The sequence below is a fragment of the Pseudomonas sp. GW456-L13 genome, assembly GCF_017350115.1.
GTDB lineage: Bacteria > Pseudomonadota > Gammaproteobacteria > Pseudomonadales > Pseudomonadaceae > Aquipseudomonas > Aquipseudomonas jessenii.
The window spans coordinates 757,632-770,988 of record NZ_JACNAS010000001.1 but is presented as its reverse complement, the minus strand read 5'-3'; the positions used below and the strand labels follow the sequence as shown (position 1 = coordinate 770,988).

General features: G+C 61.4%; 11 protein-coding genes. 5 read left to right on the top strand and 6 right to left on the bottom strand.

The window, feature by feature from the left end:
- The first annotated feature begins 43 nt into the window (after positions 1-43).
- Complete coding sequence (gene fos / locus J4D25_RS03345; RefSeq protein WP_057715224.1) at positions 44-454, top strand: fosfomycin resistance glutathione transferase; 411 nt, start codon at positions 44-46, stop codon at positions 452-454.
- Positions 455-713: 259 nt separating this feature from the next.
- Here the strand turns inward: fos and J4D25_RS03340 are convergent, their stop codons facing one another.
- Both J4D25_RS03340 and J4D25_RS03335 read right to left on the bottom strand, forming a co-directional pair.
- Positions 714-4,106, bottom strand: a complete 3,393-nt coding sequence (locus J4D25_RS03340; RefSeq protein ID WP_057715223.1) for an Ig-like domain-containing protein — start codon at positions 4,104-4,106, stop codon at positions 714-716.
- 412 nt (positions 4,107-4,518) lie between these two features.
- A complete protein-coding gene (locus J4D25_RS03335; RefSeq protein WP_057715222.1) occupies positions 4,519-5,592 on the bottom strand; it encodes a sensor domain-containing diguanylate cyclase in 1,074 nt (357 codons plus the stop codon).
- A gap of 173 nt (positions 5,593-5,765) precedes the next feature.
- On the opposite strand from J4D25_RS03335, the gene J4D25_RS03330 reads away from it, so the two are divergent.
- The gene (locus J4D25_RS03330) at positions 5,766-6,104 is read left to right on the top strand and encodes an FKBP-type peptidyl-prolyl cis-trans isomerase (RefSeq protein ID WP_057715221.1); all 339 of its coding nucleotides are present in this window, start codon (positions 5,766-5,768) and stop codon (positions 6,102-6,104) included.
- A 3-nt stretch (positions 6,105-6,107) separates the two neighbouring features.
- Here the strand turns inward: J4D25_RS03330 and J4D25_RS03325 are convergent, their stop codons facing one another.
- A complete protein-coding gene (locus J4D25_RS03325) occupies positions 6,108-7,139 on the bottom strand; it encodes a D-cysteine desulfhydrase family protein (RefSeq protein WP_057716624.1) in 1,032 nt (343 codons plus the stop codon).
- 260 nt (positions 7,140-7,399) lie between these two features.
- On the opposite strand from J4D25_RS03325, the gene J4D25_RS03320 reads away from it, so the two are divergent.
- Together J4D25_RS03320 and dmeF are read left to right on the top strand one after the other, a co-directional pair.
- Positions 7,400-7,675: a metal/formaldehyde-sensitive transcriptional repressor gene (locus J4D25_RS03320; RefSeq protein WP_057715220.1), complete on the top strand. Its 276-nt coding sequence runs from the start codon at positions 7,400-7,402 to the stop codon at positions 7,673-7,675.
- A gap of 13 nt (positions 7,676-7,688) precedes the next feature.
- Complete coding sequence (dmeF, locus tag J4D25_RS03315) at positions 7,689-8,621, top strand: CDF family Co(II)/Ni(II) efflux transporter DmeF (protein WP_057715219.1); 933 nt, start codon at positions 7,689-7,691, stop codon at positions 8,619-8,621.
- 11 nt (positions 8,622-8,632) lie between these two features.
- Here the strand turns inward: dmeF and J4D25_RS03310 are convergent, their stop codons facing one another.
- Positions 8,633-9,742: a cytochrome P450 gene (locus tag J4D25_RS03310; RefSeq protein WP_057715218.1), complete on the bottom strand. Its 1,110-nt coding sequence runs from the start codon at positions 9,740-9,742 to the stop codon at positions 8,633-8,635.
- A 78-nt stretch (positions 9,743-9,820) separates the two neighbouring features.
- Here J4D25_RS03310 and J4D25_RS03305 point away from each other — a divergent pair, with 78 nt between their 5' ends.
- On the top strand, positions 9,821-10,585 hold the full coding sequence (locus tag J4D25_RS03305; RefSeq protein WP_057715217.1) for a helix-turn-helix transcriptional regulator: 765 nt from the start codon (positions 9,821-9,823) through the stop codon (positions 10,583-10,585).
- A 160-nt stretch (positions 10,586-10,745) separates the two neighbouring features.
- On the opposite strand, the gene J4D25_RS03300 is transcribed toward J4D25_RS03305, so the two are convergent.
- Positions 10,746-11,765: a branched-chain amino acid aminotransferase gene (locus tag J4D25_RS03300; RefSeq protein ID WP_057715216.1), complete on the bottom strand. Its 1,020-nt coding sequence runs from the start codon at positions 11,763-11,765 to the stop codon at positions 10,746-10,748.
- 208 nt (positions 11,766-11,973) lie between these two features.
- Positions 11,974-13,356 carry a dihydrolipoyl dehydrogenase gene (gene lpdA / locus J4D25_RS03295; protein ID WP_057715215.1) on the bottom strand — a complete coding sequence of 461 codons (1,383 nt, stop codon included), beginning with the start codon at positions 13,354-13,356 and terminating at the stop codon, positions 11,974-11,976.
- Position 13,357 lies beyond the last annotated feature (1 nt).

Below are 13,357 nucleotides of genomic sequence, written 5' to 3'. Positions count from 1 at the left end.
ATACCCATCTCACTCTGCGTGCACTGGTTCTGGATAGATGCTCATGTTGACTGGCTTGAATCATTTGACGTTGGCGGTTGTGAACCTCTCTCGCAGTATTGAGTTTTATGTGGCTCTACCCGGCTTTAGATTGGCTGCCCGCTGGGAGACGGGGGCTTATCTTTCCCTCGGTGATCTCTGGCTTTGTCTGTCTCTCGATGAGACACGTCTGGCGGAAAAACAGCCTGATTACACCCACTATGCGTTTTCGGTGGGGCAGGAAGATTTTGAAGAAGTCACCGCTTACTTGCGGCTTCGTAACGTTATTGAGTGGAAGTCCAATTCGAGCGAAGGTAACTCGTTTTATTTTTCGGATCCCGATGGACATCGCCTGGAAGTGCATGTGGGCAGCCTGGCTTCAAGGCTTGAGCAATGCCGGCGCGAGCCGTATGCAGGCATGGAGTTCTTTGACTGACCGTTTTCGTCTGATCATTTTGAAGAAATAGCTCTGCTATCTGGCCTGCGGCAAAGTATCTGCATTGGCCAGCAGGGAAGCACGTAGCATGATCGGACAGTTATCGAGTCGGCAGGAGCGACTGTTTTACTCGTTCAACCTTGAAGAACACATCCCCGCCAATCACCTTCTTTCTGGAGAGTTGACATCCAGGTAAGTTGTCAGTTTTTTTAGCGATGAGGGCCTCAATGAGGCCCTCATCGCTAAAGCCAGGTTGTACTCAGTTCGCCTTTATCGGCACCGTCACGGTTTTGCCGAAGGCCGATTTGATGGTCGCCGTCGGGCTAGGCGACGGGCCGCTGCCGGCGGTCGTCACCGCTATGTTCCAGCGCGCGCCTGTGGCCGTGGGCGTCAGGACGGCGGCACCAAGGTTCACCGTACCGGTTGTGGTCGTGGCCGTCGCCGTGATGGTATTGCCCGTGCCACGGGAGGTGGTGCCGGACAGGACCCAATACCAGCGGCTGTTGCTGCGGGCGGTGACGGTGGCGCTGGTGACGATCAGGCTCTCGTTGATCGCTGCCGAGACCGCCACGGATACCGTCGCCGGTGCCGACTCGGCGCCCTTGGCATCGGCGGCCCTATAGGTAAAGGTCGCGGTGAACGGCGCGGGGACCGTGGCCGGTGGTGTGTAGGTCACACGCAGGCCATCGGTGCTGACCACGCCCTTGCCGGAGTCCGGTTGCTCCAGCCCCACCACTTTAAGTGGCACGTTACCGTCAGGGTCGCTGTCGTTGGCCAGGACGTTGATGATCACCGGTTGGCCGGTGTTACTGATGGCGCTGTCGGGGTTGGCGACCGGTTTTTGGTTAGCGGCGTCCTCGACACGTGTATCGCCAGTGCGGAAGGTCGGCAGCGCGGCGGAGTTGACGTAGTTGACGCCGTCCCAGCCGGGCAGGGGGGTTGGCATCAACTGGAACTGGCCGGGGTGCTCGACATCCCAGCGCAGCAGCATGGAGGTGTCCTCGTGCTGGGTGTTGTGGCAGTGCTCCATGTAGGTCCCGGCGAATTCACGGAAGCGGATCGCCATTTCCACGTCCTGCGAGCTGTCGATGCCCTCGCCGATGCGATAGATGTCCTTGCGTGCCCATTTTTCCCATTCCGGCGGTGCCTTGCCGTCGCGGTTGAGGACGATCCCTTCTTCGAAGTGCACGTGCACCGGGTGGTTCCAGCCGTTGCCGCCGTTCCTGATTCTCCACACTTCCAGGGTGCCGTCGCCGGAGAACCCGGCAGGGGTCGGACCGTTGGCCAGTTGCGGAGCGGCACTGATCACTCGAGGGTCCATCTGGAAGCCTAAACCGCCGTCGGTCTTGATCGTCCAGGGGGCTTCGTCGGTGCCATCGGAGCGGCCGAAGATGAACTCGCGATGGCGCGCCAGTTTCAGTTTTGCCTGCACCGTCAGGTCGTCACGGTTGAGGGTCAGCGGAAGCATGGTTTTACCCATCGCCTTGCCCGGTTTGGCGGGTTCGTAGTCGGCGGGGTTCATGCTCACGTCCTGGCCGGCATAAGGCTGTACCAGCAGTTGCAGGAACTTGCCCACCACCGGGTCGCCGGCGTCCCATTCCAGCCCTTTGCTGCCCAGCTTGAGCACCGCCTTGTACTTGCCGGACAGGACATCGGCCAGGCTCGGCGGTAAAGCCTCCGGCCCCTTGCCGTCGTGGTGCTCCATCAGGTTGACGAAATACAGCTTGTCGCCGGTGCTGATCCCGTTTTTCGCGAAGTTGACGATGATGTCGTAACGCTCGGCGATGCCCATGGTGGGCAGGATGGCGTTGTGGTCCTGCAGGTCGCCGTCAGCGTCCAGGTCCATGCTGCCGTCGAACGGCACGGCGTGTTCCATGAGGTTGCCGTCGTTGGCGATCAAGTGGAACGGCACGCGGGTATAGGACAGGCCGGAACCTGTCGGGCCGGGGAATTCGCCACCGGTGCCGACGATTTCACGCACCAGCGCGATCTTGAAGTAGCGCGACACCGAGCCGTTGAGGATGCGGAAACGATAGCTGCGCGCCCGCACCTTCAGGCGCGGCTGGTACTGCCAGTTGACCAGGAGCTGGTCGCCGAGAAAACCATCGGTGTTGAACGGGTTGAACCACAGCTGGCCATTGGCGTCCCAGGCCTTGTCAGCCAGTAGTAGGTTGACGTCATAGTCGCGGTTGCCCCAGGGCAACGCTGAACCGCTGGGCAGGCGCAGGTTGACGCCGTCTACAAACGCTTCGTTACCGCGATCCAGGGCGCTGTAGTAGTTCATCATCACCGCGTTGCCCTTGTAGACGTTCTGCGCGGTGAAATCGAGCATGTGGTCGTGGAACCAGTGGGTGCTCATGGTTTCGTGCCAGTCGCCACGGATCTTGATGCTGCCGTTGTTGCAGGTCTTGAGGCCCGGCGTGGCATCGTTGACGAACAGGGTTTCGCCCGGGGCGCAGGGGAACGCCGCGCGCGGATCCTGAGCGCTGGTGTTGATGGTGTCGTAACCGGCCAGCTGGATCGGCCAGCGATAGTCGTAGTACTGCCCCGGAAAGAAAAATGCATTGGAAAATCCGTCGCTTTCCGCCGGGGAGTGGCCATTGTGTTCGTGGGTGCTGAGGGTGTGCAGGCCGAACCCCATGTTGGCCGACGGATCGATCGGCAGGGCGTTGTAGTGACGCATCAGCACCGGTTGGCCGTACCGCACCATCAGCAGTTTTGGCGGAAAGGTGCCGTCGAAGGTCCAGAGCGCCTTGTGGTTCTGAATCGGCATGTTGGGGTGAAAACGGGTGTCGATGCCTTTGGTGGTGCCCGTAATGACCGGGGTGTCCGAGGTCTGGTTGTAGAGCCCGCCCGGCCCGAACTCACCGACGGCGTAGTTGTGCAACTGCCGACGGTCGCGCATGCCGCCGTTGAGCTTGGCGCCGGCTTGAGTGGTCTTGAAGGCGACCTGTGGGTAGAACTCGTTCCAGCGCTGGTGCGACCAGCCTTTTCCTGGCGGACGACCTTCGGCCGGCGAGCCGACCGGATGGCGGTTGAGGAAGGCTTCGATCTGCGCTTTCCACGGGTTGCGGTCCAGCACGTTGGAATACTGCGCCGGAAACGGGTACAGCCCCGGCTGGCGCATGAAGGCTTCCAGCGCGGCGGCCGAAGGGCCGCTGCGGGCGATGTTGTTCGGGTCCTGCGTGGGCGCCGGACCGACGATCGGAACCGGGAAAGTCAGGGTGGGCGGCGGCAGTGTCGGGTCGAGTTTCTCCGTGCCGAATTCTTCGAACAGCAGCAGTTGCTGCGTATACGGCTGGGCCCCGAACAACGGGCTGGGCTTGCCGTTGGTGGGGATTTTGAAGGATGTCTGCAGGGCTGGCGGCAGCACGTTGTCGGTCGTTGGCGTGGTGCGGGTGCCGTACACACCGTTGGGCAAGGCGATGGAACCCTGGTTGGCGGGTGGCATGGCCTTTAGGGCATCCAGCGCGGCCTTGAAGTCGGTCGGCGGGTTGGTATACGCCGAAGGATCTGTTGGCGGCGGCGGGCTGACATCGTCAAGCGGTGCTGCGTTGACCGGGGACAGACTGAAGGTGATCAACAGTACAGAGCCTGCGCCCGAAACCCTTAAGAAACGGAACGAATTGAACGACGATGCAATGATTTTCATGAGGTTCCCCTCGCGACATAGCGCAACGGCGAAACCCGCCATCCCCGGTTGGTGACAGCATCTGCCTGCGTTGCAAGGGGCTATGCAACCGTCGGGCCATGGATGAGGAAGATACTGAGTAATAAGTAAGTTGTTTCAAAATGTGTCTTTTTGGTGAAGTGTAGGGTGGGGATATTCCTCAAATTAGGTGGTAAACACCCGGTTGAGTGGGTGTAGTCCCCCATTTATGGGAGTGGCGGCCCTGTTTCACCAACCGCTAGGGACTGCTTGCTCTGGGGCGACATGGATTCACAAAGCACCCGGCGCACGGTTCTTGTTGGGGCGGATAGTGGAGCAGGGGCATCGATAGGTTAATTGCATGGTTGGTATGCATTGATGCGCGAAGTGGATCAAGGCATTCAAGGACGAAGCGCTATTCGCTGTGTGCCCGCACCAGGCTCTCGGTGCCCAACCGATACTGATTGTTCCCGCTGCGCTTGGCCTCATACATCGCCAGGTCGGCAATGTGCAGCAAGCGGTCGATGCTCGGCGCATGATCGGGGAACACGGCGACACCGAGGCTGGTGCCGATGTGGCGCTGGTCGTTGCCGAGGGTGACGGGCGGGGAGAGTTCGACGAAGATTTTCTGGCAGATGGTGCGCGCTTCATCTTGCAGGCTTTTGCCTTGGGGCAGGTCCTGGAGGATGACCACGAATTCGTCGCCGCCGATCCGGGCGACGGTGTCGGTGCCGTGCAGGATGCGCTTGAGCCGCGTGGCGGTCGTGACCAGCACGCGGTCGCCGGCCGCATGCCCATAGCGGTCGTTGATGGCCTTGAAGCCATTGAGGTCGACAAACACCAGCGCCACCCGCGTGGCACTGGTGCGCGCCAACTCCAGCGCTTCGGACAGGCGCTCTTCGAGCACCAGGCGATTGGGCAGGCCGGTCAACGGGTCGTAATGGGCCAGGTGCTTGAGGTAGTTGGCCGAGGCCTTTTCTTCGGTGATGTCGCGTACCACGCCCATCATCTTGATCGTTTCGTCGTGGTCGTTCTTGACCACGTTGCCGGTTTCCCGCAGCCAGCGGATCGTTCCGTCGGGCCACACCACGCGGTATTCCTCATCATGGTTTTCACCGGTTTCCAGGCAACGCAGTTCGCCGGCCCGAACCCTGAGCCGGTCTTCCGGATGCACGCAGGAACAGAACAGGGCGTAAGAGGGCGTCACTTCGCCGATCTTGAAGCCGAACATGCCGAAAATGGCATCTGACCAGTACAACCGGTCGGTGTCGACATCCCAATCCCAGGTGCCGATACGTGCGAAATACTGGCTGCGCTTGAAGCGCTCGGCGTCGTCATCCTTGTGGATGTTCTGGCCTTCGGACAGGCTATTGATGATCGCGCGATACTCCGCCAGTTGCTTTTGCAGATAGCGTTCGCGCCAAGCCAGCACGACGATCAGGCTGAGCGTCATTGAACCAAGGATGACGCTGGTCCAGAGCAGGATCATTCGGGGATGGCCATCAGGGCGGAGAACCGTACGGGTAATTGTTGATTATTTTAGTTCAGCAAACAGCTTTAAACGTCGCGCGCGGAGGCGGCAATGGTTGCCAATCGAGGACAAATCTGGGAAAACGGCGCGCATCAGGCCCTAGAGGGCGAGTGAGCATACGAGTGAAATCAATGAATGACGAGCTTCAGGTAATCGATCTTCAGGTGGGTGACGGAAAAGCCGCCGTAAAAGGCGCACTGATCACCACCCAGTACCGTGGCTGGCTGGAGGACGGGACCGAATTCGACTCTTCGTACAGTCGTGGCAAACCCTTCCAGTGCGTGATCGGCACCGGGCGGGTCATCAAGGGCTGGGACCAGGGCATCATGGGCATGCAGGTCGGCGGCAAGCGCAAGTTGCTGGTGCCGGCGCACCTGGCCTATGGCGAACGCACCATGGGCAAGATCACGCCGAATTCGAACCTGATCTTCGAAATCGAATTGCTGGAAGTGCTGACACGGGATGATTGACCGTCAGGCCTGAAACGTTTCCCGGTACGCATACAGGCCGGGTGTTCCGCCGGTCATGATGAACAGCACATTGTCCCCGGGGACGAAGCGCCCTTGCTGCAGGTCGGCCAGCAACCCGGCAAACGCTTTGCCGGAGTACACCGGATCGACCAGCAGGCCTTCGGCACGCGCCATCAGGCGTACCGCGTCCTGCATGGCGGCGGTTGGCAGCCCATAGCCGGTACCCAGCTGGCTGCCGTCAACCACCAGCTCGTCAGCCCGCACCTGGGCGTTGCTGTCCAGTAGCGCCAATGTTTCGCGGGTCAGTTGCAGGGTTCTCGCTATTGATGATTCCTGGTCGGACAGCACCGAGAACGACTTGACCATGGACGTACCCCGGCCCAGCAACCGGAAACCCGCCGCGAGCCCGGCATGCGTGCCGGCGCTGCCATTGGGTACCACCACTTGATTGAACGTGAGTTGCAGTTCGGCCTCTTGTTGGGCGATCTCCGCTGCGCAGCGGGCATAGCCGAGGCTGCCCAGGGGCGTCGAGCCACCGGTTGGCAGCACCATGACCTTGTGCCCGGAGTCTCGAAGCAGCGCCGCCCTGGCCTCGGCTTTGGCCAGTGAGTCGGTACCGCCGGCAAACACCTGCATCTGCGCGCCGAACAACTGGTCGAGCAGCACATTGCCGTTGAGCTCGTAATCCACCTCGGCCTTGGCCACGGCCCGGGTCAGGAGCAGCTCGCAGGCGATGCCCAGCCGGGCGCATACCGCGGCGGTCAGGCGGGCATGATTGGACTGGATGCCGCCCACGGTAATGATCGTATCGATTCCGGCTTGCAGTGCTGCGCCGATGTGGAATTCAAGCTTGCGCAGCTTGTTGCCGCCCGCGCCGATCAACATATGGTCGTCGCGTTTGAGAAACAGGCCGATACCCTGCTTGTCGAGGCCCAGCAGCTGTTCGAGTCGCGCAGCCCGCTGAATGGGCGTGGGACCTTGCAGCAGGTCTGCCCGCGCAAAAACACTCAGTGACTTGTCCAGTTGGGTTTGCATCGATCGAACCTCGTTGTTCACCATGATCCTGCTGACTCTATGGAGAAAGGCCGGCGGGATAAACGCACTGCCCGTCATGACTGTTTTAACCCGGTGTAACTAATCCAGCCGGGCAGCGGGGGTGTTGAACCCAAGCGTTCAGCGGCCAACCGGCCGGCGAAAATCGATGTCACGCCAAACCGACCGTCATCGGGTTGTGCCTTGCCAGGCTCCGCACTATCGGCGACCATAGGTGCCATATAGGGGTAGGGGGTATAGGTATGGCACACATTCACGAACACAAGGATGACTTGATCAAGCGGGTGCGGCGGATTGCCGGGCAGGTGGAAGCCGTGGAGCGAGCGCTTGAGTCCGATGCCGATTGCGCCAAGACCCTGCATCTGGTGGCCGCCATCCGGGGCGCGGTCAATGGTCTGCTGGAGCAGTTCATCGACGCCCATGCCCGCGAGCACGTGGCCCATCCGGACCTGAGCGATGAAGATCGCGCCCAGGGCGTGGAAGACCTGTTGCTGGCCATCCGTCGTTATGCCAAATAGAGGCCTGAATTCCATGACACTGACACCACAGGCTTCGCGCTTTTCTCACGACCATGTCTTTCTCGGCGCATCCCATGATGAAAACGCCCGACGCACCTTATGGGTGGTGGCGCTGACGTTTGTGATGATGATTGGCGAAATTGCCGCCGGTTACATCACCGGTTCCATGGCGCTGCTGGCCGATGGTTTTCACATGGCCACCCATGCCGGGGCCTTGGGCATCGCGGCGGCGGCCTATGGGTTTGCACGGCGCAATGCCAACAACGCGCGTTACAGCTTCGGCACCGGCAAGGTCGGGGATCTCGCGGGTTTTGCCTCGGCCATGGTGCTGGGGCTGGTGGCGATCGGCATTGCCGGTGAATCCGTTTATCGCCTGTTTCAGCCAACGACCGTGGCATTCACCGAAGCGACGGTGATTGCGGTGGTGGGGCTGGCGGTGAACATCGCCAGTGCCTTTTTGCTGGCGGGCGACCACGGCCATCATGGCCACGACCATGGCCACAGCCATGAGCACGGCCATCATCACCATCACGACAACAACCTGCGCTCGGCCTATGTCCATGTGCTGGCCGATGCCTTGACTTCAGTGCTGGCGATCGCCGCATTGCTGGCGGGGCGCTATCTGGGATGGGTGTGGCTGGACCCGGTGATGGGCATTGTGGGCGCCATCGTGATCGCGAAATGGGCCGTTGCATTGATGCGTGACAGCGCAGCGGTGTTGCTCGATGTCACGGATACACACGTCGCCGACGAGATTCGTGAACTGCTGGAGTCGTCGGACGATGTGCGCATCAGCGATCTGCATGTCTGGCAGGTCGGCCCCCAGGCGCGGGCCGCGATTGTCAGCGTTGTGGCGGCGGCCAATGTCAGTACCGACACCATTCGCGAACGCCTGGCGCCGGTCCATGAACTGTCCCACCTGACCGTCGAACTCCGCGTTGCTTGAACGGCTTCCGGTCATTCACGGAACAGTGGAATCCGTCCATTCGTGGAGGGGCGGTATTCCCGCTTCAGAGGGTCAAGTACCGGCCTCATCGCCAGAAGCTGCTTGAGCGTGGCGCCTGCAATGCTCAACGCCAGGCGTTGCCCCGGACATTGATGGCGCCCCGCGCCGAAGGTGAAGCTGCGCCGGTTCGGGCGGTCGAGCAGGAAGGTGTCGGGGTTGTCGTTGAGCTGGGGGTCGCGATTGGCCGAGGCCAGCAGCACCAGGATCACGTCTGCGGCGTTCAGCCTCACCCCGTCAATTTCGCAGGGGGCGGCGACGAAGCGGCGGGTGTTCTGTACCGGCGGGTCGAAGCGCTGTACTTCGGCCAGCAGGTCTTCGACCGGGGGAGATTCGCTGCGCAACGACGGATGTTGAATCAATGCCAGCACGGCGTTGCCGATCAGCCCGGCAGTGGCCTCGAAGGTCTGGGAGAACAGGCCGATCAGGTTGGCGATCAGGGTTTGCGGCGCGCCGCAGGCGAAGCGCCGGCCGATACCTGCAAGCAAAGGGCTGTGGTTGTACGGATCGTCGAGCAATTCGATGAAATAACCGCTCAATTGTTCGGCGGCAGCGTGGGCGGCGGTCAATTGTGCCGCGTCACTCAAGGGCGACAGGCAAGCGACGAAATCCGCCGTCAACTCACTGATGGCGCGGCCCTGAGCCGGGGTGAACCCCAACAACGCCGCCACCACGCAAACCGGTCCGCGAAACATGGCGTTGTACAGGCCGGCGGCATCGGCGGTCATCAATCGGGCGCTGACCAGAGCCTCGACTTCCCGCGCGTCGATCAACTCCAGCCCCGGCGCAATCGCCGACCGTGGGCAACGCTGGCGTTCACCTTCATTCATGCGCATCAATTGGCCGAACACCTGGCCGGCCATGCCGTCGGCGATCGCCTTGGGGACTGGCTCCTGCGCGGGTCGAACGTGGCAATCGGGATGCGCCAGCACGGCGGCCACCGCCCGGGCGCTGCTGGCCACCCACATGTTCAGCCCCGGATGAAAAGCCAGCCCACCGTCGGCACGCAGTTGTGCGTAGTAGGGATAAGGATCGGCATGGGTCGCAGCGATGATCGGGTCCATGGGCACAGCCTTTGGTTGTTGGAAAGTGTTGCTACTATCTCCAGTCCGAAAGGGCATTGATTCGTCCGGGAGCGAAATATGAGCGCAGAACAACACGACATCGGCGTCTCGCAGGTGGCGGCAGCCATCGCTGAGCCGGCGCGGACGAAAATCCTCTGTTCGCTGATGGACGGCCAAGCCCGCACCAGCACCGAACTGGCGGCGGTGGCCGAAGTCAGCGCGTCGACCGCCAGTGCCCACCTGGCCAAGCTCAAGGAGCTGGCGCTGGTGCGGCTGCACGTTCAGGGGCGTCATCGCTATTACAGCCTGGCGGACAAGCGCGTGGCCCAGGCCCTGGAGGCACTGATGGTGATCGGCCAGAACACCGCGCCGAGCTTTCGGGCACGGACCCCGGATCGCCTGCAATTTGCCCGCACCTGCTACGACCACATGGCGGGAACCCTGGCCGTGCTGCTGCATGACCGGATGCTTGAAGCGGGCTGGCTTGAGGAAACCGACGAACAGGCCTATCGCTTGAGCGACAGCGGTACGGCAATGTTTCAAGGGCTCGGGATCGAGACGCAGGACTTGAGCACCTTGCGCCGTCGTTTCGCCTGCCCGTGCCTGGACTGGAGCATGCGTCGGCCACATCTGGGTGGGGCGCTGGGCGCGGCGTTGCTGCAAACGGCGCTCAAGCGCAAGTGGGTGACCCAGGATCTGGACAGTCGGGCGTTGGCGTTGACGGCGTTGGGGCGCAAGGAGTTTGGAAGGCGGTTTGGAATCGGGTTGCCGTTGGTGGTTGAGGGTAATGTCAAAGTTTCGCAAATTGCTGCAGGTTCGGTGGAGTTCGGGAACATTCGCTGACTGACGAACGTGTATTCCGGTTGTTTCTGTGTTGAATGCATTGCCGTCATCGCGAGCAAGCTCGCTCCCACAGGGGGAGTGGTGGACTCGTCAGTACTATGCAAACAAAAAGCCCCCCATCGGTCACCCGATGGGGGGCTTTTGTGCATCTGGCGTCAGGTCAAACCTTGACGATCCAGCCTGCTGGCGCTTCGATGTCGCCGGTTTGCACGCCGGTCAGCTCTTTGTAGAGCTTCTGGGTGATCGGGCCGACTTCGGTTTCGCTGTGGAACACGTGCAGGTGGTCGTTGTAGTTGATGCCGCCGATCGGCGTGATCACCGCCGCAGTACCGCAAGCACCGGCTTCCTTGAAGTCCGCCAGCTTGTCGATGAACACGTCGCCTTCGACCACGTCCAGACCCAGGCGGGACCTGGCCAGTTCGATCAGCGACAGACGGGTGATGCCCGGCAGTACCGATGGCGAGTTCGGGGTCACGAACTTGTTGTCGTGGGTGATCCCGAAGAAGTTGGCCGAACCGACTTCCTCGATCTTGGTATGGGTCAGTGGGTCCAGGTAGATGCAGTCGGCGAAATGCGCCTTCTTGGCCTGGGAGCCCGGCATCAGGCTGGCGGCGTAGTTGCCACCGACCTTGGCGGCGCCGGTGCCTTGTGGCGCGGCGCGGTCGTAGCTGGAGATCAGGAAGTTGTGCGGGGTCAGGCCGCCCTTGAAGTAGGCGCCAACCGGAATGCAGAAGATCGAGAAAATGAACTCGGGTGCAGTGCGCACGCCGATGTTATCACCCACGCCGATCACGAACGGGCGCAGGTAGAGCGCGCCGCCGGTGCCGTACGGCGGAATGAAACGCTCGTTGGCGCGGACCACTTCCTTGCAGGCTTCGATGAATTGCTCGGTTTCCACCTGCGGCATCAGCAGGCGGGCGCAGCTGCGCTGCATGCGCAGGGCGTTCTGGTCCGGGCGGAACAGGTTGATCGAGCCGTCCTTGCAACGATAGGCCTTCATGCCTTCGAAGCATTGCTGGCCATAGTGAAGGGCAGTGGAGCCTTCGCTGATGTGCAGCACGTTGTCTTCGGTCAGGGTGCCTTTGTCCCACTCGCCATTGCGAAAGTACGACAGATAGCGCTTGTCGGTCTTGATGTAGTCAAAACCCAGCTTGTCCCAATTGATGCTTTCGTTACCCATGACACCCTCTATCACTGAACAACCGTCGAAACGGTTCAAGGCTTCTGACGTTTTTTGGATGGGGACAACAATACTTCATTCTTGGGCTGTTTCGCAGCCTGAAATACGTTCCTTGTAGGAGCGAGTTCGCTCGCGATGGACGTCAACGATAACGCGTCTCGTCTGAATGACCGCGTTGTCCTGACGTTTTTCGCGAGCGAGCTCGCTCCTACAGGTGCAATGCGTGGCCAAGGGCCCGCAACGCCGCTTCCTGCACCGCCTCACCCAAGGTCGGGTGTGCATGGATGGTGCCGCCGATGTCTTCCAGCCGCGCGCCCATCTCCAGGCTCTGGGCAAACGCCGTGGACAGCTCCGACACGCCAACGCCCACCGCCTGCCAGCCGACAATCACGTGATTATCCCGACGGGCGACCACCCGCACGAAGCCGCTTTTCGACTCCAGGGTCATCGCCCGGCCATTGGCGGCGAACGGGAAGCTCGACACGATGCAGTCCCAACCTGCGGCCTTGGCCTCGTCCGGGGTCTTGCCGACCACCACCAGTTCCGGGTCGGTGAAGCACACGGCGGCGATGGCGGTCGGGTTGAACTCGCGGGTTTTACCGCTGATCAGCTCGGCGACCATCTCGCCCTGGGCCATGGCCCGGTGGGCGAGCATCGGTTCGCCGCTCAGGTCACCGATGGCATACACGTTGCGCATGCTGGTCTGGCAGCGGTTGTCGATCTTGATCGAGGAACCGTTCATGTCCAGGTTCAGCGCTTCGAGGTTCCAGCCCTGGGTGTTCGGCTTGCGACCGACGGCCACCAGTACCTGGTCGGTTTCCAGGTTCAGGGTCTCACCGTTCGGGGCAAGTACTTGCAAGGTATTGTTAGAAGAATCAAAGCCTTGCACGCTGTGTTTCAAGTAAAGCTTCACACCGAGTTTTTTCAGTTCGTCGTGCACCGGCTGAGTCAGTTCGGCGTCGTAGGCCGGCAGGATGCGTTCCTGCGCTTCCACCACGCTGACCTCGGCGCCGAGCTTGCGATAGGCAATGCCCAACTCCAGGCCGATGTAACCACCGCCGACCACAATCAAGCGCTTGGGCACGGATGTCGGCGCCAGGGCCTCGGTGGACGAGATGATCGGCCCGCCAATCGGCAGCATTGGCAGGTTCACGCTTTTGGAACCGGTGGCCAGCACCAAGTGTTCACACTGGATACGTGTGTCGCCAACTTCCACGGTTTTGCCGTCAACCACTTTGGCCCAGCCTTGAACGACCTGGACCTTGTTCTTTTTCAGCAGCGCCGCGACGCCGGTGGTCAGGCGATCGACGATGCCGTCTTTCCATTCCACGCTCTTGCCGATGTCCAGGGTGGGCGCCGAAACGCTGATGCCCAGGGCCGAATGCTGACTGTGGTGTTGCGTTTGATGGAACTGCTCAGCGACGTGAATCAGTGCCTTGGACGGAATGCAGCCAATGTTCAGGCAAGTGCCGCCCAGGGATTGGCCTTCCACCAGGATGGTCGGGATGCCCAGTTGGCCGGCACGGATCGCCGTCACATAACCGCCGGGGCCGCCGCCGATGATCAGCAGCGTGGTATTGAGGGTCTGCATG